Consider the following 24,190-nt stretch of genomic DNA (forward strand, 5'->3'; position numbering starts at 1 on the left):
TTCAACCTTGACCGCCGCGACAACCCGCTCGCGCAAATCCATCGAATATCCAGCCATCGATGCTGGCCTCCTGCCCAGCATCGATGTTGAATCAGATCATTGCTGATTTGGGAATCCAACGACTCCTACAAATCTCATCCCGCTCTAGAAGCGGGAAGGGTCAGGGCAAGCCTAAGCGCCTTAATTGGCGGTGACGGGAAAATCGAAGCGCTGTTTTGGAAAAGGTTCTTTGGCCAGGGTGAAGTGCCACCATTCGCGCGCATAGTTGCGGAAGCCCGCGGCACGCATGGCGGCAAGCAGCATCCTGCGGTTCGCTGCCGCTTCGGTGGCAAGAGGGCGGTACGCCGTCTCGCTCATCGGGTCGAAGCAGTCGAAACCGGTGCCGAAATCGAGCGTGCCGCCGTCCGGCGCGCCGCAGGCCGGATGAACCGGGCTTTGCTTCCCGGCTTCGGCGATGGCGAGGTCGACCGTCGAGCCGCGCGAATGGCTGGACAACTCTCCGACATAGCCCCTGGCGATGAGATCGCCGCGCTGGACGGTCGGATACCATTGCGGATCCGGCGGGCCGCCTTCTCTTGTCCATCTGCCCATGTCGGCGACGGCGCGGGCCGGACGATAACAGTCGAAGACGACCAGCGTCAGGCCCCTGGCGGCCATTGCCTTCTGGGCGTCGGCCAGCGCCTTCGCCGCCTGCGCGGTCAGAATACAGACCGGGGCGTCGTAGCCATCTGCCTTGCGGTGCAGGAAGTTTTCGACGCCGGCGTAGCGGATGTCCTGGCGGATGGTCGGATCGACATCGGCAAGCCTGACGAAGCCGGCGGGAAGGGGGGTGACCGCGGCGTGAGAGGAGGTGGCAGGCAGGAGCGCTAGCGTTGCGAAGATCGCAGCCGCTACCCGTGAAAGTCGGCGCGAGGCCCCCCTCTCTGCCCTGCCGGGCATCTCCCCCTCAAGGGGGGAGATCGGCTGTCGCGACTGGTTTCGCCAATCACCAACGTTGCAGGAGGAGCGAGGCGCCGGAACTGCTGATCTCCCCCGTTGAGGGGGAGATGGCCGGCAGGCCAGAGAGGGGGGCCTCGCACCGCCCCTCAGACGAAGAAGCGCAATCCTCTGAATCGCTTGCCGTCTTCTACTCAACGAACACCTTCACGCTCGCCGCGCGTCCGGCCGCGTCGATCACCGTCAGCGTCGAATAGCCGGTGCCGTCCGGTTGCCAGGTCGCGGTGCGGCGGCGGTCGATGCCGGCGAGCGGCTTGCCGTTGGCGAGCCAGCGGAACGGCGCGCGGCCGCCCTGCAGCTTCAGCACCAGCGGCGTGGCATCGGCGGAATTCGTGCCGAGGTCGACGCGCGCGCCGTTGGGCGGGAAGATGATGGTCGGCGCCGGCTCGATGGCGGTGGCCTGCACCAGCCCGTCGGCGCCGGCGCCGAAGCGCGCGAGCGTCACCGGTAGTTCCTCGCGCTTGGGGTTGAAGACGCCCGGTGGCCGGCTGGGCAGCGGCACGCTGGCAAGGCCGGAACGGACAAAGCCTTCGAACAGGATGGGTGCGGCCGAGACATAGCCCGACAGGCCGGGGATGGGGCTGGCATCGGCGCGGCCGACCCACACACCCAGCACATAGCGGCCGTCGAAGCCGACGGACCAGGCATCGCGATAGCCGTAGGAGGTGCCGGTCTTGTAGGCGATGCCGCGCTGCATGGCGCCTTCCGGCGGCTTCACGCCGGACAGGATGTCGTTGATCTGCCAGGCCGCCTGGTCGTCGAGGATGGTGGCGGTGGTGCGCTCGGCATCGGCCGGCTCGGTGCCGTCATGCAGCGTGTGCATCTTTCCGCCATTGGCGAGCCCCGTATAGAGCTGCACCAGGTCGCGCAAGGTCACGCCGACGCCGCCGAGCCCGATCGCCAGGCCCGGCGCCTCGTTGACCGGCAGGATCGGGTTGACGCCGGCCTGGCGGAAGCGCGCCGTCAGCCGCGCCGGACCCACGGCGTCGAGCACGCGGATCGCCGGCACGTTGAGCGACAATTGCAGCGCCTGGCGGATCGAGACGTCGCCCTGGTAGCCCATGTCGAAATTCTTCGGGCGGTAGCCGCCGAAATCGGCAGGGCTGTCCTCGATGATCATCTCCTGCGCCACCAGTCCCTGCTCGAAGGCAAGTCCGTAGATGAAAGGCTTCAGCGTCGAGCCGGGTGAGCGCACCACCCTGGTCATGTCGATCCAGCCGGAGCGGCTGGCGTCGAAGAAATTGGCGGAGCCGACTTCGCCGAGGATGTCGCCGGTGCGCGCGTCGGCCATGACCATGGCGACGGAGAGTTTTGGCCCGAGCTTCCTGGCGGCATCCCTTGCCACCTGTTCCAGCCCTTGCTGCACGGTTTTGCGGATGGTGAGTTGCAGCGGCTTGCCGGGCACGGCCCTGGGCAGCATGGCATAGGAGGCATGCGCGGCCAGCGCCGGCAGTTTGCGGCGCAGGCCGGAAACATCGTCGAGGGCAGCGCGCGAAGCTTCGTGTTCGCCGAGCAGGCCGGCCGAGACCATGCGGGTCAGCACCCGGTCGCGCGCGGCATGCGCAATGTCGAGGTTGCGGTCGGGCCGGCGCTTTTCCGGCAGTTGCGGCAGCGCTACGAGCAGGGCGGCTTCCGACACGGTGAGCCGCTTCGGCTCCTTGCCGAAATAGGCGAGCGATGCGGCGCGCACACCTTCGAGATTGCCGCCATAGGGCGCCAGCGTCAGATAGCGTTCGAGGATCTCCTGCTTGGAGAGCCGCCGCTCGATCTGGATGGCGCGCAGCATCTGCTTGAGCTTGGAGCCGAGGCTGCGGCTGTCGCGCGGCTCGATCAGCCGGGCAAGCTGCATCGACAAGGTCGAGCCGCCCGACACGATATGGCCGCTGGTGACGAGCTGGCCGGCGGCGCGGCAAAGCGCCAGGACGTCGACACCGCGGTGATCCCAGAAGCGCTTGTCTTCATAAGTCACCAGCATATCGACGAACTGCCTGTCGACCTGGTCGAGGCGGGTTTCGAGCCGCCAGTAGCCATCCGGCGTGGCGAAGGCGCGCAGCAACTGGCCATCGCGGTCCTGGACCTCAGTGGAGACGGTCAGCTTTGCCGGCAGTGGCGGCGGGAAGGCGCGGTCGAGTTCCCAGAGCGCGGCGATCGAAAGCGCGGCGAAGCCGGCGAGGCAGGCGCCTGCAATGGCCGTGCGTTTGAGAATTTTTCTGGAGAGCATGGTGCTGCCCCTCATCCGCCTGCCCGTCCTCCGCAGCAGCTGCGCTGCAGCTGCGGAGGGTGGACCGGCACCTTCTTCCGGTGAGCGGGGAGAAGGGAAGACACCGACGACCTGTTCATCGCTATTCCGCCTTCACCTCCATCACGCCGGTGGCGGTGCGGGCCGAATATTGCGGCCGGTACATGTCTTCCACCGTCGCCGCCGGATGAGCGTAGGTGCCCGGCGTTACGGCGCGCACGACATAGGCCAGCGTGATGTTGCGGTCGCCGTCGCCTTCGTTCGGGTTGAAGGCGGCGACGAAGCGGTCGTCGCGGAACTCCAGATGCGCGGCGTCGGTCTGCGCCAGCCAGGAGAAGTTCGACAATTGCGCGCTGGAAACCAGGCTCGGATTGTCGATCTCGAAGCCGGCCGGCAACAGATCGGTGATCAGGAGCCGCGACGGCCACTTGTTCTGCTCATAGACCTTGAGCACGACCACATAGCGCTCGTTCTGCTTGGCCTCGGTGACATTGGCCTCGGTGCCGTCGAGCTTGTAGTAGGTGCGATCGATGGTGAAGCCGTCGCCGCCGGCCGGCAGCGGGTCGACCGGCGCGGCGACCGCGGTGACCACGGCCTGTAGCGGCGTCGCGCCGGTGTTGGCGATGGTGAGCGGGCTGTCGACGAGGTCGCTGCCGGCGACATGGTCGGAGTAGCCGCCCGAATGCGGCGCGCCGTTGACGGAAAGCGTGATGGAATCGTTGCCTTCCTTCAGTGCCCGCGCGGCGAGCAGCATCCAGGATTCGTCCTGCGTGCTCGTCCAGCGGGCGTCGGCGCGGGCCACGCCCACCAGCTTGATCAGCTGCGGCATGATGCTCGGCACCGGCTTCGATTCCGCCGCCAGCGCCAGCATCGCCGCGCCGTCACGCAGCCGCGAGCCGTAGTCCGAGCGGTACCAGTCGTAGTCGGTCTCCGACTGCGCCAGCCGCAGCGCCGTCTGGAAGGTGGCTTCCGAACGCTGCGTGTCGCCGTAGAGCGCCAGGCTTGCCGCCAGCTGGGCGACGGCCATCGGGCTGGAGAAGGCTTCGAGCTGGGTATCGGCGTAGTAGCGTAGATCGCCGATCGAGGCCTTCTTGTTGCGGGCGAGCACATAGAGCGCATAGGCGATCTCGCTGCCCTTGTCCTGGACGTCCTGATCGTAGCCCAGCGAGTTCTGCAGGTTGTTCAGCGCCTGGTTCATGGCGAGCGCCGGCACATCATATTTCTGCTCGCGCGCCCGGGTCAGGAATTCGCTGACATAGGCGTCGAGCCAGAGATCGCCGGAGCCAGGCCCCCAGAGGCCGAAGCTGCCGCTCGACGACTGGTAGGACAGCACCTTGTAGATGGCGTCCTGGATGCGCTGATGCAGGTCAGGGTCGTTCTCCATGCCGATGCTCTTGGCCATGTCGTTGACATAGAGCAACGGCATGGCGCGGCTGGTGGTCTGCTCGGCGCAGCCATAGGGGTAGCGGTCGAGCGACATCAAAAGCGACGGCACGTCGAGCGCGGACGACTGCGAAACGCCGACGCTGACCGAAGCGCCGTCGAGCATGCTTGCCGCGAGCAGCTCCTTGTCGACGCGCAACGAGCCGCCATGCGGCTTCAGGTCGACAACCATGCGGTTGGTGACCGGAAGCTGCGCCGGGCGCACCGGAAGATAGAGCGTCTGCTCGACTTGGGTGCCGTCGGCATGAGCCAATTTGACGGTGATCGAGGCGTCGCCCGCGGTCTTGGCGACCAGCGGGAGGGTGAGCGACTGGCGCTTGCCCTGGGCGAGCGTCAGCTTCTCGGGCAGGGGCTTGTCGCCGGTCGACAGGTCGCCGGTCGTGGCGACCGAGAGCGCATAGTCGCCGGCCGGGCCATCGGTATCGGCGATGTCGAGGCGCATGGTCGCCGCATCGCCCGGCGCCAGGAAGCGCGGCAGGCCGGCGGTGATCACCACCGGATCGCGCACGATGACGTCGGTCTGGGCGTGGCCGACGGCTTCCTTGGTCCAGGCGACGGCCATCACGCGCACGGTGCCGTTGAACTGCGGGATGTCGAAATCGACGCGCGCCTTGCCATTGGCATCGAGCTCGACGGGGCCGGAGAAGAAGGCGACCAGCTTTTCGGTCGGCGGGCTGCCCTGCGCCTGCATGTTAGCGCCGTCACCGCCGGTGCGTATCTTGCCCATGGTGCCGAGCGAGCCGTCGATCAGGCGTCCGTAGAGGTCTCGGATCTCCAGTCCCAGCATGCGCTGGCCGAAGAACCAGTCCTCCGGATCGGGCGCCTTGTAATTGGTGAGATTGAGGATGCCGACGTCGACGGCGGCCACCATCACATAGGCGTTGCTGCCGGCCTGCGCGCCGTTGACGGCGATCGGGATCGACAATTGCTGGCGCGGTGCGGTTTTTTGCGGTGGCGTCAGCGTGACCGCAAGCTTCTTCGAGCCTGGATCGACCGACAGCCATTGGATGCCGATGGCGCGGGCCGGCATACGCGATTCTTGCGCGTCGCCGGGCCGGAACAAGGTCGCCGTGACATAGGCGCCGGCGCCCCAGTCGTCGCCGACGGGGATGTCGACGGTGCTGCCGCCGGCCGGCACCGAAGCGGTGACGGTCTTCAGCAGCTTTTCGGCGCCGATGGTGACCAGAAGTTCGCCGGCAAAATGCGGCGAGACCTTCAGCTTGGCGACTTCGCCAGCCGCGTACGTGTCCTTGTCGAGGGCGATCTCCAGGCCGTCGGGCGTTTCGGTGGTGGTCGAGGCGACATACCAGCCGGCGTCGAACTCATAGCTGGTCGCCGGGCCGTCAGGATCGGCTGTCTCGACCTCGAGCCGGTAGCGGCCCCAGTCGACGGGCAACGACACGGTCGCCTCGCCGTCGGCCTTCAGATCGACGGCGCCGTTGGCGACGGCCTTGGTGAGGTTCACTGCCTCGTAGTTCCAGGAGTTGTTGTTTCTGTACCACTGATAATTGCGCTCGACCTTGACCAGCGACCATTGCGCGCCTTTCAGGTCCTCGCGCTTGCCGCTCGGGTCTACGGCGATGATGCTGAACTTGGCCGTGCCGCCCTGCGGCACCTCGTCATCGGCGAAATCGGGGCGAATGCCGATGACGTCGCGCTGCGGGCGAACGCCGATGTCGAGCGAGCGCTCGACGGCGCGGCCGCCGGCCTCGCGCATGCGCACGGTGACCTTGGCGTTGACCAGCTTGGTGGTCGACGGCAACTGGTCGATCGTGATCGGGAAGGTCGCCTTGCCGTCGTCGCCGACGACGGGAAGATTGGCCAGAGGCGTCACGGTTGGCTCGCTCGACTGCTCGTCGGCCAGGCCGAAGGTGAAATCCTTGAAGCTGTCCCAGGTACTGGTGGTCGACAGCGTCGTCTCGCCTTCGAGCGCGAGGCCCGCGGCCGGCGCGCCGTAGAGAAAACGGCCGTCGACAGTGGCGTTCGCCGTCTCGCCCTGGGCGACCTCCTTCTTGTCGGCGGTCAGGTCGAATTCGATGCGATCCGGCACAAAATCCTCGACCAGGAACATCTGGCTGGCGACCGCCGCCTGCTTGGGATCGGTGTAGATCGACACCGTCCAGGTGCCGCGCATGGCGTTGGCCTCGAGCGGCAGGTCGACGGCATGGCCGCCGGCGGACTCGCCATTGCTGATGACGCGGCGGCTCTCGACGCCGTCGGGACGCGTGAAGATGAAGGTCAGCGGCAGGTTCTCGACCGCTTTTGCCGCGCCGTCGCGGGCAAGGGCTGCGACATGCACATCCTCGCCCGCGCGGTAGATGCCGCGCTCCGTCCAGGCATAGACGTCGAGCGCACCCGGCGAGGCGCGCCCCTCGACGCCGCGATCTGAAAGGTCGAAGCCAGCCTTGCCCATGTCGAGGAAGACGAAGTCGTTGTCGCCCTGCTTGGCCATCAGCACGGCCGGCACCATGCCGTTTTCGCCGCGCGTGAGGCCCGGATTGAAGACGGCGTGGCCCTCGGCGTCGGTGGTCGCCGTGCCAAGGATCTCGTTGTTCTTGGCAAGCAGCGTCAGTTCGGCGCCGGAAATCGGCTTGGCCGAACCCAGCGAACGGGCAAAGACGTTGAGGCCGTCCTGACCGGTATAGGTGGAAAGGCCGATATCGGAGACCACGAACCACTGCGTGGCGCGTGAACCATAGTCGTCGCTCTTGTCGTCGACCGGCTGCGCGGTCAGCACGTAGACGCCCGGTTTGCGCTGCGGGATAGCCTCATCCACCGGGAACGACGTGGTCACTTCCTTGTTGAGATCATTGGCGATTTCGAGCGTGCCGGACCAGACGGGCGAGCCCATCTGGTCCGAAATGGTGGAAATGTCGTAGCCGTCGAGCTGATGCAGGAACTGATAGCCGGACAGAAGCTGCGCCAGCGAACGATCGCCGATGCGGTAGAGCGTCATCTTGGCGGCGTTCATGTTGACGGTGACGACCGGGATGCCGCGGCGGGCACCGGCCGGAAGCACGAAGCTGTCGCCGGTGAAGCGGGCCGACGGGGCGCGGTCCTGGACGTAGATCGACAACACGACGGGCGCGGCGATCGTTTCGCCGATCGCGGCCGGCAGGCCGGCGCGGAAGGTCACGTCGTAATGCTGGCCGTGTTCCAGGCCTTCGACGCAGATCTGCTTGTCCTTGGCTTCGACGGCCTTGGGCGCGGCGTTGTCGACGGTCACGAACTGCGAATAGTCGACCCCGGTCTTGACCAGTTCCTCGGAAAACTGGGCGCAGATGCGCGGCGAGGAGGAATCGGCATCGACGGTGTGCTCGACGACACGGAAACCCTTGCGCGCCTTGAGGTCGGCATAGTCGGCCTGGACGGCCGGCGAGCCTACCAGCGCAAGGCTCGCCTCATAGGCTTGCAGCGAGGGCCGGTAGAGGTCGCGTTTGTCGAGGCCGGCGCCAAGCAGGGCCAGCGCCTCGGCGCGGGTCTTTGCCGTGCGCACCAGCTTGTAGGCATTGAAGGCCGCCGAGGTGGCGTTCATCGGGAAAGTCGAGGGTTCGGTGGTGTTGGACGCTGGTTCCACGGCGATTATCTCGCGCGCCAGCGCCAGCCACAGCGCGCCGTCATCGGGCAGGACCGAGATCGCGGACTGGTATTTCTGCATGGCAAGGCGATGGTCGCCGGTAAGCGCTGCCTGCTCGGCGGCGGCCTGCAGGGCGGAAAGGCCTTCGGTCGGCTTGTCATAGGCCGGGTCGGTCAGCTTATTGCGGAACTGCTGGGCCTGGTCGGCCATCCAGTTCGGGAAGAAGGCCAGCGCCGGCGGGGCGCCGATATCGGGATCGCCATCGACATTGGCGACTTTGCCGGCGACGGCGCCGGTGAAGGATTTCAACTGGTTATAGTCGGATTTGAGAAAGCACCACTTCGCCTTGGTGTTGTAGGTGAAGGCGCGGCATGCGGAATCGCCGAGACAGGTTGTCTTGCACTGGTCGAGGCTGACATTCTGTTCCGACCGCAGGTCGAAACCGAAATAGTCGGAATTGTCGGTCGTCACGATTCGCCGGGCTTCGGCCGCAAAAGCCGCTCCGCCCAGGGCGAAAAAGATGAGAAGAAGGAAAGAAAGACCACGAGCCGCGCGCATTGCCATACCACCCTCCAGACATCGCCAGCGTCCGGGCATGATCAAGCTTCGTGCAGGCTTGTCAACGCCGGATCGCCGCAGGTTATTCACCCGCGAACGGTTTCCATGCCGGCCAAAGGCCGGTATTTCGACAGAACCTCTGTGAGACGGATCACACTTTCTTGCGGAAATGCAAAAGGTGTGAATTCCAAGCCCGGTCTATTTCAGACAATTGGATTGTGGCCCCTTTACGAACGTTACGGAACTTCATTCCAATTTTAGTTTTGTCGACTAGGTTGTCTTAATGCCGGCGCATGAAACGCAGATGTCAGGAGGGTTCGCGCCAGGGCGCGGGCTTCCGCGCGCCCTGCTTTTCGCGCTCGTCTGCTCGACTGTGCTGGCCGGAGAAGTGCGGCAGGCGGCGGCTTTCGAGATTTTCGGCATCAAGCTTTGGGGCTCGTCGAAGGACGAGGATACCGACATCGTCGATCCGCTGCGCTATTCGGTGACGATCAACGCGCCTGACGCCGACAAGGATCTGGTCAAGATACTCGAAAACGCCTCGGCGCTGAAAAACGACGAGGATCATCCGGTGTCCGGGTCGCTCGGCCTGATGGCCAAGGCGCGCGGCGACCGCGAACAACTCGTCGCCGCGCTCTACGCCGATGCCCGCTACGAGGGCGTGGTCACCATCACGATCGACGGCAAGTCGATCGACGAATTGCCGCCGGATGCCGAGTTCAAGGGGCCGCAGCCCATTCCGGTGGTCATCACAGTCGCCCCCGGAGCGAAATTCACGCTTGGCAACATCCGGCTGAAGGGCGATGCGGCGGGATTGGCGGCAGCCGATTTCGGCCTGATCGCCGGCGGCGATGCCGGCTCCGGCGCGGTGCTCAAGGCCGAAGCGCTGATCGTGCGGGCGTTGAAGGACGAGGGCAGGCCGCTTGCCAAGGTCACTGACCGCGAAATCGTCGCCGAGCATGCCAGCTCGACGCTGGACGTGACGCTGACGGTCGCGGCCGGTCCGGTCGCCGGCTATGGCGACACGACGGTCGAGGGCACGGAAAAGGTCGATCGCGACTTCACCGAATACATGACCGGCCTGCAGCGCGGCAAACAATACTCTCCGCAGGAGATCGACGATGCCCGCGACCGGCTGCTCGGGCTCGAAGTCTTCAACAGCGTGACGATCAAGGAAGGCGACAGCCTCGACGCCAACGGCAACATCCCGATCGATGTCCAGGTCAGCGAGCGCAAGCCGCGCTATTTCGGCGTCGGCGGCACGTTCTCGAACACGGAAGGCCTCGGGCTCGAAGGCTATTGGGGACACCGCAACCTGTTCGGCCGGGCCGAGAAGCTGCGCATCGACGGCTCCATCAGCGGCATCGGCAGCAACAGCATTTCGGCGCTCAATTACAATGCCGGCGTCATGTTCGAGAAGCCGGGCGTGCTCGGGCCGACGTCGAAATTCTTCACCGGCGTCAAGACTGTGTTCGAACACCCTGATGCTTATGACCATTTCTCGGTCAAGGGCGACGTCGGCGTTTCCTACGACCTCGACAAGAAGCAGCGCGTCTCGGCCGAATTCGACCTCGATTATTCGAAGATCACCGACGCCTTCGGCAAACATACTTATCTGATCGCCAGCGTGCCGCTGCAATATGTCTACGACAGCCGCGACAACAAGCTGAACCCGACCAGGGGGTTCCGCTTCCTCGCCTATGCCGAGCCCAGCTACGACATATTGAACGGCGCGGCCTTCCTGAAGCTGAAAGGTGAGGGCTACACCTACCAGTCGCTCGATACGGCAAGTCGGTTCGTGCTCGCCGAACGCGCAACGCTGGGCTCGATCGTCGGCACCGGGCTGCAGAACGTGCCCGCCGACCGTCGCTTCTATTCCGGTGGCGGCGGCTCGGTGCGCGGCTATTCCTACCAGGGCATCGGCCCGAAGGACATTGACGGCCAGCCGATCGGCGGTCTCTCCTTCTTCGAAACCTCGGTCGAGATGCGCATCGGCGTCACCGACACGATCGGCATCGTGCCGTTCGTCGATGCCGGCACGGTCTCGACCAAATCCTTCCCCGATTTCTCGAATGTGAAGGTTGGCGCCGGCGTCGGCCTGCGCTACATCACGCCGTTCGGTCCGCTGCGCATCGATGCCGCCGTGCCGCTCAACCGCGATCCGGGTGATCCGCATTTCGGCATCTATGCCGGCATCGGTCAGGCGTTCTGACGATGAAGATTTTCTGGCGCATCCTCCGCATCTGCCTCTACGCGCTGCTCATCTTGCTGGTGGTGGCAATCGGGGCGCTTGTCGTGCTTACCGGAACCGAAGGTGGCCGCCAGAACCTCGCCGGCCTGATTTCGAAGATGGCCTCGAGCGAGGACCGCAAGGTGACGGTCAGCGGCATCGAAGGCATCTGGTCGGGTGCGCTCAGGCTCGACCATGTGGTGCTGGAAGACCGCGCTGGCCCCTGGATGGTGGCGCGCAAGGTGGCGCTCGACTGGTCGCCGACGGCGCTGCTCTCCTGGAATTTCAGTGCCGACCGCTTCGCTGCAGAACGCATCGAGCTGGCGCGGTTGCCGCAGCCGAGCCAGCAGCCCTCGCAAGGTGGCTCGACGAGCCTGCCGGTTTCGATCGACGTCAAGCAGATCGACCTGCCGGAGATCGCGCTGGGCCAGCAGCTGGCCGGCAGCGGCATCGCCGAACTGGCCGCCAAGGGCTCGGTCAAGGCCGATCCTTCGCCGTTGGCGATCGAGAGCGTGCTCAACGTCTCCCGCCATGACGGCAAACAGGGCAATGTCGACGCCAAGATCCATTTTGCGCCGGCCGACAACAAGCTCGACCTCGATCTCAAGGCGTCGGAACCGGCGGGCGGCATCATCGCCAACCTGCTCAAGCTGCCGGATGCGCCGCCCGTCAACATCGTGGTTTCGGGCAGCGGGCCTTTGGCCAACTGGAGCGGTGTCGGCACCTTCATGGTCGACGGCCGCATCGTCAGCCAGCTGACCGGCCGGCATCAGCTCACCGACAAGGGCCACCGCTTCGAAGCCAAGGGCGACGGCGAGTTCGAGGGCTTCCTGCCGGAGAAGATAAAGGCGCTGTTTGCCGGCAAGACGAGCTTCGACCTCGCTGGAACGGCGACGATGTCGGGTGGGGTCGATATCGAGCGCGCTACCATAGAGAGCGAAGCGGTGCACGGCGCCGCAACCGGCAATGTCGATCCGAAAGGCGCCAGCGACCTGGCCGTCGAGCTCTCCGCCAAGGACAAGCCGGTCACCATCGATGTCGGCAACAGCGCCGTTCCCATCCTGGTCGCGGTCGAAAAGGCCACCGCGCGCGCCTTTGGCGACGGCAAGGCGCCGATGGTCGATATCGGCACGTCGCTCACCTCGGTGGCCGTCGGCGGCACGCAGCTCAACAATATTACGGGCGAGATCCATTCCGACGGCTTCGATATCGAGACCCTTAGCGGCCCGGTTGGCATCAAGCTCGCGGCCGCCGGCCTGAAGACGGACGTGGCGACGCTGGCCCCGCTGGTGACCGGCAAGCTCGCCGCGGATCTTTCCGGCACGATCAGCCGCGAGACCGTGACCATCGACAAGGGCACCTTGCGCAGCGATGCGCTCAATGCCGCGCTGACGGCAAATGTGGCGCTCGCCGATCTGTCGATGACGCTGAAGATGAATGCCGACGCCGTCTCGAAGGCATTGCCGCCGCAGATCAGCTCGCTGCTCGGCGAGCGCGTGAAGTTTTCGGCGACGGCGACCCGCGATCCGCAGGGCGCATTCGCCGCCAATTCGCTGGAGCTCACCTCCGGCTCGCTCAGCGCCAGCGGCACCGCCAGCGCGCAAGGCTCGGACATCCAGGCCGATCTCAAAGGCACGCTGGGCGACGTCTCGTCGCTGTCGTCGCTCGCCGGCACGCCGCTTGCCGGCGGGGTGAACTTCGCGCTGACGGCTACCGGTCCGCGCTGGGCGCCGGATTTCACCGTTTCGGCGGACAGCGCCAGCCTGACGGCGGCCGGCCGCACGGTGAAGGACATCAAGCTCTCGGCCAAGGGAAAGGCCGACATCGCCAACCCATCGGCCGACATCTCGCTGACCGGCAACGCCGAGGGCCCAGCGCTCGATATCGAGGCCTCGCTGGTGACCGCCGACGGCAAGCGCTCGATCAAGGGGCTAAGCCTGGCGCTCGGCGACAACAAGGTTTCGGGCGATCTCGCGCTCGACGACAAGTTCCTGCCGCTCGGCACGCTGACGCTGGCCGTGCCCGATATCGGGCCACTTGCCGCTCTGGCAAATCAGAGCGCGACCGGCGATATCAACGGCACGATCGCCTTCGCCAAGGAGGGCGAGGCGCCGACGGTCACCATCAACGCGGCCAGCACGTCGATCGCGCGCGGCGACCTGGCGGCAAAGACCATCACCGTCAACGCGCTGATCGCCAATTACCTCAAGGGGCCGGCGATCTCGGGCACGATCAAGGCCGACAGCGTGACCTCCGGTTCCACCGTGGTCAGCGGCATCGGCATCGATTTGAAGCGCGACGGCGACTGGACCAACTTTACCGGCGGCGCCACGGCGTCCGGCATTCCGGCGACAGCCACCGGGCGCGTGAAGATCGCCAACGGCACGACCACAGTGGAAATCGCTTCCGGTGAGGCGACCGTGCGCGGCATCAAGGCGGCGATCGCGGAGCCATCCAGCCTGTTCATCTCCAATGGCGTCGCCACGGTCCAAAAACTTGCTCTCAATCTCGGTGGCGGCTCGGCGACGATTTCGGGCAGCGCGGGCCAGAACCTGGACCTGACGGCCAATCTCGCCAACTTGCCGGTGGCGCTCGCCAATGATTTCGTCCCCGGCCTCGACGGGGCCGGAACGGTGGAAGGCACGGCACATGTCACGGGTCCATCGTCCAACCCCGACATTCAGTTCAACGCCAAGGTGGCGGGCGCCGAAACCAGCCAGACCCGGCAGGCGGGGCTCGGGCCGCTGGATCTGGATGCTGCCGGCAGCTACACGCTGGCGGGCGGCGTGGCCCTGGACCATGCCACGCTTTCGGGCGAAGGGATTTCGGGCAAGGCCGCCGGCACCCTCAACCCCAACGGCGCCAGCGATTTCTCCCTCGACCTTACCTCATCCGGGCCCAGCCTGCCGTTGACGATCGGCAGCGCCGAGAGCCCGGTCAAGATCGCGGTCAAGTCCTTGTCGGCAAAAATGGCTGGCGAGAGCACGCAGGCACGGCTCGACGTGTCCGCAATCCTGCCTTCCATAGCCGCCAGCCAGGCCAAGGTGGATGGTCTGACGCTCGCGCTTCATTCGGATGCCTTCGACCTCAAGGGGCGGGCAGGCCCGGTCTCCGGCACAGTGTCGGTGGATAGGATCGGCCTCGACAATCAGTTGATCGCGCCGCTGATCGCCGGCAAGGTCACGGCGAAGGTCAATGGCCGACTGGCAACCGATTCCGTTGCCGTCAACAGCGGCTCGCTCCAAAGCGATGCGCTCAACAGTCAGGTCGCCGGCCGGATATCGCTGGGCGACGGTGCGGTCGACCTCAATATGAAGGCCGATGTTGCTTCTTCCGCCCTGCCGGCCGCGGTGCGCGGCATGCTTGGCGAGACCGCACAGTTGAGCGCCTCCCTGAAGCGCGATGCCAAAGGCAATGTCAATGTCGACGGGCTGAAGCTGAATTCGGGCGCGCTCAGCGCCGACGGGAAGGCGAGCCTTGCCGACAGCAAGCTGGCCGCCGGGATCAGAGGCGCGTTGAGCGACGTTTCAAGGCTCTCGAAAGACGCCAAGGGCGCCATTGCCTTTGCGCTCAATGCGCAAGGCCCGGTCACCGCGCCCGACCTGTCGATGACGGTGGAGAGCGACCGGCTTTCGGTGGCGGCGCGCGAGATCACCGGGCTGAAGCTGACGGCTACCGGCAAGGCCGATGTCGCCAATCCGGCAGCCAATGTGCAGCTCACCGGCAATGTCGGCGGGCAGAACCTGCAGGGCAGCGCCGTGCTCGCCACGACAAATGGCAGCCGCGCGATCAACGGGCTTTTGCTGTCGCTCGGTCCGAACAAGATTTCCGGCGATCTCGCCCTCGACGATGCCTTCGTGCCGGTCGGCACCGTGTCGCTCGACCTGCCCGACATCGGGCCGCTCGCCGCGCTGGCCCTGGAAAAGGCCGAGGGCAATGTGCGCGGCACGATCGCTTTCACCAAAGCGGCCAACGGACCCAACGTCGCGGTCAAGGCGAACACCTCGCAGATCAAGCGCGGCGATCTCTCGGCCAGGAATGTCGCCATCGACGCGCAGATCGCGAACTACATGGCAGCGCCCGTCATCGCCGGCACGGTGCGCGCCGAGAGCGTGACGTCCGGCGGCACCGCCATCACCGGTATCGACGTCGATCTCAAGCGCGACGGCGACTGGACCGGCTTCTCGGGCGGCGCCACCGTCAAGAATATCCCGGCCAAAGCGGCCGGCCGGGTGAAGGTCGCCAACGGCTCGACGACCATCGAGCTCGCGTCGGGCCAGGCGACGGTGCAGGGCATCAAGACCGCGATCGCGCAGGCCTCGACGGTCACCATCGCCAACGGCGTGACGACGCTCGACCGGCTGGTGCTCAACCTTGGCGGCGGCACCGCGACGGTGACAGGCAAGGTCGCGCAGGCGCTCGACATCAACGCCAACCTGTCCCGGGTGCCGATCTCGCTCGCCAACAGTTTTTCGCCGGGCCTCGACGCGGCCGGCTCGGTCTCGGGCACGGTCAAGGTCACCGGCGCGCCGGCGACCCCCTCGGTCGCCTTCAACATCGATGCTTCCGGCGTGCAGACCTCGCAGACGCGCGGCGCCGGGCTCGGTGGCATGAATGTGTCGTCGTCGGGAACTTTTGCCGGAAACAAGCTCGCCTTCGACGCCAACATCAGCGATGGCGCCGGCCTCGGCCTCAAGGGCGGCGGCTCGGTGACGACGGCGGGTACGCCGGCCCTGGTGCTCGACTTCAACGGCAAGGTGCCGTTCTCCTTCCTTGCCTCGAAGCTCGCCGCGCAAGGGCTGGGACTGACCGGGACAGCCAATGTCAATGTCCAGGTGCGCGGTCCGGCATCGTCGCCGGTGATCGGCGGAACGGTCAGCACGTCCGGCGCCCGGCTGGTCGATGCGCGTTCCGGCCTGGCGGTGAACGACATCGCAGCCGACGTTTCGATCGGCGGCGGCGTCGCCAGGATCAATCGGCTCACCGGAACGCTGTCGACACGCGGCAAGCTGTCGGCCAGCGGCACGGTTGGCATCACGCCGGCGCAAGGTTTTCCGGCCGACCTGTCGATCAAGCTCACCGATGGCCGCTACACCGACGGCCGTGTGGTGACCGCCAATCTCGGCGGCGACCTGACGATCAAGGGGCCGCTCGTCTCCGCGCCGGTGATCGCCGGCACCGTCAACCTGGCGAGGACGGTCATCACTGTCCCGGAAAAGCTGCCGGGCTCGCTGTCGGCGCTGGATGTCAAGCACAAGAACGCGCCGGCGTCCGTAAGGGCGCAAGACAAGGCGCTGCGTCCGGCGACGTCCAGCGGCAGCAGCAACGGCGGCAGCGGCTTGACGCTCGACGTGACCGTCAACGCACCGAACCAGATCTTCATCCAGGGCAGGGGCGTCGACGCCGAACTCGGCGGCTCGCTGAAATTGACGGGGCCCGCCTCGGCGCCGCAGGCGGTCGGCACTTTCACCCTGCAGCGCGGACGGTTGATCATCCTCTCCAAGCGGCTGACCTTCACCGAGGGCACGATCGGGTTCCAGGGGTCGCTGGTGCCCTACCTCAACATGACGGCGACCACGACGACCAGCAGCGCCACGGTCACGATCCTCGTATCGGGGGAGGCGACCAATCCGAAATTCACCTTCTCCTCGGTGCCGGCGCTGCCGCAGGACGAGGTCATGGCGCAGCTCATCTTCGGCCAATCCATGTCGAAACTGTCGCCGCTGCAGATCGCGCAGCTTGCGAGCGCAGCCGCGCAGCTGGCCGGCGTCGGCGGCTCGACCTCGCTGCTCGAGAATTTGCAAAGCGCGATCGGCGTCGACGATCTCGACGTGACGACGGACGAGAAGGGCGGCACCGCGGTTTCGGCAGGAAAATACCTCAACGACCGCACCTATGTGACGATACAGAAGGGCGACAAGCCAGGCTCCGGCAAGGCCACGATCGACCTCAATGTCGGCCGCGGCGTGAAGTTGCGCGGCGAGGCCAATGACGCCGGCGAAGCAAAGGGCGGCGTCTTCTACGAACGCGAATACTGAGGGCGCGGCGTTCCCCCGCTGTCGGGCCAGGGAGGCATTCGCCGCGCCACCGAAGCCCTTATCCGCCTAAAATGTCTTGATTTAATCGCCCGATTCGATTTTTCGGGAAATGTGCGGCGCACTAGCAAATTTGCGTCAAGACTGTCGCTATCGCGCGAACCGGTCTCATTCCAAAGTTGCAGAGTCCCTAAACAATGTTTCTCACTCCATACCCTCTTTGACATGAGGGCCTGGATGCGGAATGTTAAAAGGCGGAAAGCCAACAATGGGAGATAGTCATGACAATCTATAAGAGTAACAGCGACCGCGTTCCGGATCACATCCTAGCCCTGGCCGAAGAAGCCAAGGCCGGAAAGGTCGACCGCCGCGAATTCCTGGCCTTGGCCAGCGTCTTCGGAGCCTCCACGGCGATGGCCTACGGCCTGCTCGGTCTCGCTGATCCGACCCCTGCGAGAGCCGATGACGTTAAGGGCAAGAAGGGCGGCACGCTGAAGGTCGCTCAATGGGTCAAGGATCCGAAGGATCCGCGCAAGGCCGATTGGTCGGAAATCGCCAATGCCGAGCGCCAGGCGCTCGAGCCGCTGGTCAAGTACACCACCGAATACACCTTCCGTCCCTATCTGTTGGAAAGCTGGGACGTGAACGACGACGCCACCGAATACACGCTGCATGTTCGCAAGGGCGTGACCTGGTCGAACGGCGATGCCTTCACCGCCGACGACGTCATCTTCAACCTCAAGCGCTGGGGCGACAAGAAGGCCGAGGGCAATTCGATGCCCGGCCGCCTGGGCACGCTGGTCAAGGACGACAAGCTCGACGAGAGCGCCGTGACCAAGGTCGACGACATGACCGTCAAGCTGAAACTCGGCAAGCCGGACATCGCGCTGATCCCGAATATGTGCGACTATCCTGGCCTGATCGTCCACAAGAGCTTCGATGAGAAGGGCGGCGATTTCAAAGCCTGCCCGATCGGCACCGGCCCGTTTGAACTCGTCTCCTACGACGTTGGCCAGAAGGTCGTCTACAAGCGCCGCGCCGACAACAAGTGGTGGGACGGCGAGGTGTTTCTCGACGGCATCGAGTTCATCGACTACGGCACCGATCCGGGCGCCATGGTCAGCGCCTTCGAGGCTGGTGAAGTGCATACCAACTTCGAGACCTCGGCCGACTATGTCTCGATCCTCGACAAGATGGACCTGGTGAAATCCGAGGTCGTGACGGCGGCCACCATCGTGTGCCGCACCAATGTCAACAACAAGCCCTACGACAACCAGAAGGTTCGTCAGGCGCTGCAACTCGGCGTCGACAACGCCGTCGTCCTGCAGCTCGGTTACGGCAATGCCGGCACGGTCGCCGAGAACCATCACGTCAGCCCGATCCATCCGGAATATTTCGAGTTGCCGAAGATCAAGCGCGACGCCGCCAAGGCCAAGGCCCTGATGGCGGAAGCCGGTCAGGCCGATTTCGAGCACGAGTTGATCACGGTCGACGAGGACTGGCACAAGAACACCGGCGACGCGATCGCCGCCCAGCTCCGCGACGCCGGCATCAAGGTAAAGCGCACGGTGCTTCCCGGCTCGACCTTCTGGAACGACTGGACGAAGTATCCGCTGTCGATGACCAACTGGAACATGCGGCCGCTTGGCGTGCAGGTTCTTGCGATCGGCTACCGCACCGGCGAAGCCTGGAACGAGACCGCATGGTCGAATCCGGACTGGGACAACAAGCTCAATGCCGCGCTTGCCGTCGCTGACGCCGCCAAGCGCAAGGAGCTGATGAAGGACATCGAGCAGACCCTGCAGGATGCCGGCATCATCATCCAGCCGTACTGGCGCAAGCTCTACAGCCACTCGGTCAAGGCGGTGCAGAATTACAAGATGCACCCGACCTACGAGCACGACTACGGCAAAGTCTGGCTCGACCAGGCCTGATCCGAGCGAATGGACAAAGGGGCGTTCCGCCCCTTTGTCCCCTTCCTTGCATGACCTGGAACCGGAGAGCCTCTGCAGCAAAAAAGTTGCGGACTCATCGAGCGGGGTCATGCAATAAACAGGGTTGATCGCATTCGAAGGTCTGTTTGCCGGCTTGCTCCGCCTCGTGGCGGGATGGCTGCGTAATCAGGCTCCCCCAACCCATCGGCAGGGGCCCGCCATGCTTTCTTTCATCTTGAGACGTCTCGGTACCATGGCGCTGACGATGCTGTGCCTGACGTTGATCGTCTTCTTCCTGATCAATCTCGGTCCCAATCTGAAGAAGCTGGCGATCAGCCAGACCGAAATGCACACGTCGGCCGACCAGCTCGAAAACTGGTTGGTCGATCATGGCTACCGGCAGAATTTCTTCGTGCGTTACGGCCAATGGCTGGGCGTCCTGCCGAAGCAACCGATCACCGATCCGGCAACCGGAAAGGCGGCGCAGCGCTTCTCTTTCTGCAATGACCCGGTCGTGCCGACATTCTCCGGTGTCTTGCAGGGCGATTTCGGCTGCTCGACCAAGTTCAAGACAACTGTTGGCTCGAAACTCTTCCCGGCGCTCGGCGCCACCGGGCTTTTGATGTTCTGGGTGCTGGCGGTGATGGTGCCGATCTCGCTGTTGATCGGGATACTCGCCGGCATGCGCGAGGGCTCGCGCACGGACCGCACGCTTTCGGTCGCCTCCATCGCCTCGACGGCGACGCCAGAATATGTGTCGGGCGTCATCTTCACCGTCATCTTCGCCTCGTGGCTCGGCTGGCTGAACGGATCGGCGGCCTCGGCAAGCCAGGGCCTCACCTTCTACAACTTCACACTTCCGGTAATGACGCTGGCCATCTACGGCATCGGCTATATCGCGCGCATGACACGGGCCTCGATGGTCGAGGTGATGACGCAGCAATATATCCGTACCGCCCGCCTCAAGGGCCTCTCCTTCGGCAGCGTGGTCGTCAAGCATGCGTTGCGCAACGCGCTGATCGCGCCGTTCACCGTGATCATGCTGCAGTTTCCCTGGCTGCTCACCGGCGTCGTCATCGTCGAGGTCATGTTCCGCTACCAGGGCTTCGGCTACACGTTGGTCGAAGCCGCGGGCAACAACGACATCGATCTGCTGCTCGGCTGCTCGCTGGTCTCGGTGTTCATCGTGCTGATCACGCAGCTCATCTCCGACGTCGGTTACGCGTTCCTCAATCCGCGTATCAGGGTTCAATAGGGGGCAGGGCGGATGCAGACCGAATATATCAGTGCCTTCGACATCGTGGTCGGCGTGCTTTGGCGCTTCTGGCCGGTATGGGTGGGGCTTCTCCTGGTGATGGGTGCAAGTTTCGCCTTCAAGAAGAAGCTCGGCCTCTACGGCCAGCTTTTCGACAGCGGCGTCGGCATTGCCGGCGTCTTCATCTGCCTGTTCTGGCTGTTCACGGCGATTTTCGCCTCCACCATCTCGCCCTTCGACCCGCTGGCGCAGGTGTCGATCATGAAGGACACGCTGCCCGGCGCGATCGAGCCGGCGTCGAAGCTCGTCTACTATTTCGGTGGCGACAAGCTTGCCCGCGACGTGTTTTCGCGCATGGTCTTTGGCAGCCAGATCGTGCTGATCATCGCACCGGCGGCGACCGGTTTCGCGCTGATGGTCGGCATCACGCTCGGCCTGCCGGCCGGCTACTATGGCGGCAAGATCGACACGCTGCTGTCGTTCCTGGCCAACCTGGTGCTGGCCTTCCCGGTCATCCTGTTGTTCTACCTGCTGGTAACGCCGGGCATCATGGACACGCCGATCCCCTATGCGATGGCAGGCCTGTTCTTCCTGTTCCCGATCATATTCTTCAGCGTGCTGTTCTGGACGCGTTTCAAGAACCGGCCGGACCGGCTCTACATCCTGCTCGGCATCACGCTGATCGTCGGCGGCTGGATCTATGTGGGCCTCGTCTTCGACAAGGATCCGCTGCACATCGTCCACATCGATCCGAACCAGCTCAACATCTTCGTGGCGGTGGTGTTCGCCTCCAGCCCCGGCGTGTTCCGCATCGTGCGCGGGCTGACCATGGACATCAAGACACGCGATTATGTGGCGGCGGCGCAGACGCGCGGTGAATCGCCCTGGTACATCATGCTGTGGGAGATCCTGCCCAATGCCCGCGGTCCGCTGATCGTCGATGCCTGCCTGCGCATCGGCTACACGACGATCCTGCTCGGAACGCTTGGCTATTTCGGCCTCGGCCTGGCGCCGGAAAGCCCGGACTGGGGCACCGCGATCAAGGACGCCAGCCGCCTGTTGCGCTCCTTCATCCACCCGGCGCTGCCGCCGACGATCGCGCTGATGTCGTTCGTGCTGGGGCTGAATCTTTTGGCGGACTCGCTGCGTGAGCAATCGATGAAGGATTGATGGTGGGGCGTTGAGCCCCATCTTCCAGAGAACCAAGGATTGGAGCGACCCATGAACGAGGCAGTTCGAGATCCAGCCAAGGCGACCGGTCAGCCGATCATCGAGATCGAGAACCTCTCGATCTCCTTCTTCACCCGCAAGGGCGAGATCCCTGCCGTGATGGATTTTTCCTGCACGGTGATGCCCGGCGAGGCGATGGGCATCGTTGGCGAATCCGGCTGCGGCAAGTCGACCGTGTCGCTCGGCATCATGCGCGACCTCTCCAATATCGGGAAGATCGTCGGCGGGCGCATCAAGTTCCAGGGCAAGGACATGGGCGAGCTCTCCGAGGAGGAGCTACGCTCCATCCGCGGCAACAAGATCGCCATGATCTACCAGGAGCCGATGGCGAGCCTCAATCCGGCGATGAAGATCGGCCAGCAATTGATGGAAGTGCCGCTGATCCACGACAAGGTGTCGAAGGAAGAGGCGCATAATCGCGCGCTGGAGATGGTGCGGGCGGTGAGGCTGCCCGATCCGGAGCGCATGATGCGCTCCTATCCGCACCAGCTTTCCGGCGGCCAGCAGCAGCGTATCGTCATCGCCATGGCGCTGCTGTCGAAGCCGGCGCTGCTTTTGCTCGACGAACCGACGACGGCGCTCGACGTCACCGTCGAGGCCGGTATCGTCGAACTGGTCAAGGGCCTCGGCGAGAAGTTCGGCACCTCGATGATCTTCGTGTCGCACAATCTCGGCCTCATCCTCGAGACCTGCGACAAGATCACGGTGATGTATTCCGGCGAGGCGGTCGAGACCGGCAAGATCGAGGACGTGTTCGACCGGATGCGCCATCCCTATACGCAAGGACTGTTCCGCTCGATCCCACTGCCCGGCGCCGACAAGAACTCGCGGCCGCTGATCTCCATTCCCGGCCAGTTGCCGCTGCCACATGAGCGGCCGAAGGGCTGCAATTTCGGCCCGCGCTGCCACCATTTCGTCGAGGGCGTCTGCAACGCCGCGGAAATCCCGATGATCCCGGTCGACGGCCATGAGGGGCATTTCTCGCGCTGCGTGCGGTTCAACGAGATCGACTGGGAGGCGCTGCCGCCCGGCGCCAAGAAGGTCAACGAAAAGGTCGAGCCCGGCGCGCCCGTGCTCAAGATCGAGGATCTCAAGAAATACTACAAGGTCGGCGGCAGCGAGGTGTTCGGCTCAAGCGAAGGCCGCGTCGTCAAAGCCAACGAGACGATCTCGTTCACCGCACGCGAATCCGAGACGGTCGCGATCGTCGGCGAATCCGGCTGCGGCAAGTCGACACTCGCCAAGGTGCTTCTGGGGTTGGAGACCGCTAGCTCCGGCACCGTGACGCTGGGCAACAAGGAGATCCAGTCGACCGGCATCGAGAACCGCAATGTCGAGACCGTGTCTTCGATCCAGATGGTGTTCCAGAACCCGTTCGACACGCTGAACCCCAGCCACAGCGTCGGCTCGCAGATCATCCGAACGCTGGAGAAGTTCAAAGTCGGCAAGAATGTCGCCGAGCGGCGCCAGCGCATGCTGGAGCTGCTCGATCTGGTAAAGCTGCCGCGGGCCTTCGAGACCCGCAAGCCGCGCCAGCTCTCGGGCGGCCAGAAGCAGCGCATTGGCGTGGCGCGCGCCTTTGCCGGCGATGCCAAAGTGGTGGTGGCCGACGAGCCGGTCTCGGCGCTCGACGTCTCGGTGCAGGCGGCGGTGACCGAACTGTTGATGGATATCCAGCGCAAGAACAAGACGACGATGCTGTTCATCAGTCACGACCTGTCGGTGGTGCGCTACATCGCCGACCGCGTCGTCGTCATGTATCTCGGCTACATCGTCGAGCAAGGCACGACCGACCAGATTTTCTCGCCGCCTTACCATCCCTATACCGAGGCGCTGCTCTCGGCGATCCCGATCGCCGACACCAGCGTGGTCAAGAAGCACATCGTGCTGGAAGGCGACATCCCGTCGGCCATGAATCCGCCGACCGGCTGCCCGTTCCAGACGCGCTGCGGCTACAAGAAGCTGGTCCCGGACAATCTGTGCGAGACCAAGGTGCCGCCGGTGAAGAACCTCGGCGACGGCCATATGAGCCTGTGCTGGCTTGCCGACGACGTGCTGGCGAAGATGGAGCCGGTCATCAAGTTCGACAAGGAACATGCCGCGCATGAGGGCGTGCCGGAAGATGCGCCGCAGGGCGCGGGGCCAGGCCTTGCGGGAACGGCGCCGAAACGCCCACGTGGCAAAACGGGCAGCGCGGAAGCCGACCAGATCGGGGACGCGGTGGAGCAGGACAAGGCCGGCATGAAAGCCCGTCGCCACGAAGTCCGCGACGAGACATCGGAAACGGGTGTTAAAAAGCCGAAAGATACGACAAGGCGGCACTAGCCCCGGTTCCTTATCACAGAAGTTTTGACCGGTTGGCTATGTGTGCGTTGGCAGATCCCATGCCTTGGCGATTGGCCGAGACGCCTATCGCGGTCGTCATCCACGGGCGGAGCAAGGAGCGAAGCGACGCGCGCAGACCCGAGGATCCATGCCGTGACTTGGAAGCGCCGCGGCGGTCCAGAATTCGGCACCGTTGCACACTTCGGTCCAGGTAACGGCATGGATTCCAGGGTCTGCGCGCGTCGCTACGCTCCTTGCTCCGCCCTATAATGACGAAGTTCAGGAACCTTCAACTCATCGCCAGGGTTTGCGCTTACTACCCCAACGGACGTTGATAGCCTTGCCCGACAAGCCTGCAATCTTTCAAA

The 24,190-nt window shown here is 64.7% G+C and carries 9 protein-coding genes; 6 read left to right on the plus strand and 3 right to left on the minus strand.

Translation table 11 applies throughout. The features are described from left to right. Window positions 1-180 precede the first annotated feature (180 nt). The 3 genes from AC0YKC_RS06750 to AC0YKC_RS06760 form a co-directional block, all read right to left on the minus strand. Entirely contained in the window at window positions 181-939 is a 759-nt protein-coding gene (locus AC0YKC_RS06750; protein ID WP_488510571.1) for a M15 family metallopeptidase, read from the minus strand. A 187-nt stretch (window positions 940-1,126) separates the two neighbouring features. Beyond that, complete coding sequence (gene pbpC / locus AC0YKC_RS06755; RefSeq protein ID WP_488510572.1) at window positions 1,127-3,217, minus strand: penicillin-binding protein 1C; 2,091 nt, start codon at window positions 3,215-3,217, stop codon at window positions 1,127-1,129. Window positions 3,218-3,338: 121 nt separating this feature from the next. Further along, on the minus strand, window positions 3,339-8,819 hold the full coding sequence (locus AC0YKC_RS06760) for an alpha-2-macroglobulin family protein (RefSeq protein ID WP_488510573.1): 5,481 nt from the start codon (window positions 8,817-8,819) through the stop codon (window positions 3,339-3,341). Window positions 8,820-9,096: 277 nt separating this feature from the next. Between AC0YKC_RS06760 and AC0YKC_RS06765 the strand changes: the two genes are divergently transcribed. From AC0YKC_RS06765 to AC0YKC_RS06790, 6 genes are all read left to right on the plus strand, one after another. After that, entirely contained in the window at window positions 9,097-11,025 is a 1,929-nt protein-coding gene (locus AC0YKC_RS06765; RefSeq protein WP_488510574.1) for an autotransporter assembly complex protein TamA, read from the plus strand. A 2-nt stretch (window positions 11,026-11,027) separates the two neighbouring features. Then, window positions 11,028-17,081, plus strand: coding sequence for a translocation/assembly module TamB domain-containing protein (locus tag AC0YKC_RS06770; protein WP_488510575.1), 6,054 nt, complete (start codon window positions 11,028-11,030; stop codon window positions 17,079-17,081). Between the two features lie 278 nt (window positions 17,082-17,359). Continuing rightward, window positions 17,360-19,012, plus strand: a complete 1,653-nt coding sequence (locus AC0YKC_RS06775) for an ABC transporter substrate-binding protein (protein ID WP_320297031.1) — start codon at window positions 17,360-17,362, stop codon at window positions 19,010-19,012. A gap of 220 nt (window positions 19,013-19,232) precedes the next feature. Then, a complete protein-coding gene (locus tag AC0YKC_RS06780) occupies window positions 19,233-20,267 on the plus strand; it encodes an ABC transporter permease (protein ID WP_320297030.1) in 1,035 nt (344 codons plus the stop codon). 12 nt (window positions 20,268-20,279) lie between these two features. Then, on the plus strand, window positions 20,280-21,437 hold the full coding sequence (locus tag AC0YKC_RS06785; RefSeq protein ID WP_320297029.1) for an ABC transporter permease: 1,158 nt from the start codon (window positions 20,280-20,282) through the stop codon (window positions 21,435-21,437). Between the two features lie 51 nt (window positions 21,438-21,488). Next, window positions 21,489-23,822, plus strand: a complete 2,334-nt coding sequence (locus tag AC0YKC_RS06790; RefSeq protein ID WP_320297028.1) for an ABC transporter ATP-binding protein — start codon at window positions 21,489-21,491, stop codon at window positions 23,820-23,822. Window positions 23,823-24,190: the final 368 nt, after the last annotated feature.

The sequence above is a fragment of the Mesorhizobium sp. CNPSo 4661 genome, assembly GCF_057784215.1.

Coding starts and splice junctions, on each gene's coding strand:
- AC0YKC_RS06750 (WP_488510571.1), bottom strand. CDS start 939: ATGCCCGGCAGGGCAGAGAGGGGGGCCTCGCGCCGACTTTCACGGGTA.
- AC0YKC_RS06770 (WP_488510575.1), top strand. CDS start 11,028: ATGAAGATTTTCTGGCGCATCCTCCGCATCTGCCTCTACGCGCTGCTC.
- AC0YKC_RS06785 (WP_320297029.1), top strand. CDS start 20,280: ATGCAGACCGAATATATCAGTGCCTTCGACATCGTGGTCGGCGTGCTT.
- pbpC (WP_488510572.1), bottom strand. CDS start 3,217: ATGCTCTCCAGAAAAATTCTCAAACGCACGGCCATTGCAGGCGCCTGC.
- AC0YKC_RS06775 (WP_320297031.1), top strand. CDS start 17,360: ATGACAATCTATAAGAGTAACAGCGACCGCGTTCCGGATCACATCCTA.
- AC0YKC_RS06780 (WP_320297030.1), top strand. CDS start 19,233: ATGCTTTCTTTCATCTTGAGACGTCTCGGTACCATGGCGCTGACGATG.
- AC0YKC_RS06760 (WP_488510573.1), bottom strand. CDS start 8,819: ATGGCAATGCGCGCGGCTCGTGGTCTTTCTTTCCTTCTTCTCATCTTT.
- AC0YKC_RS06765 (WP_488510574.1), top strand. CDS start 9,097: ATGCCGGCGCATGAAACGCAGATGTCAGGAGGGTTCGCGCCAGGGCGC.
- AC0YKC_RS06790 (WP_320297028.1), top strand. CDS start 21,489: ATGAACGAGGCAGTTCGAGATCCAGCCAAGGCGACCGGTCAGCCGATC.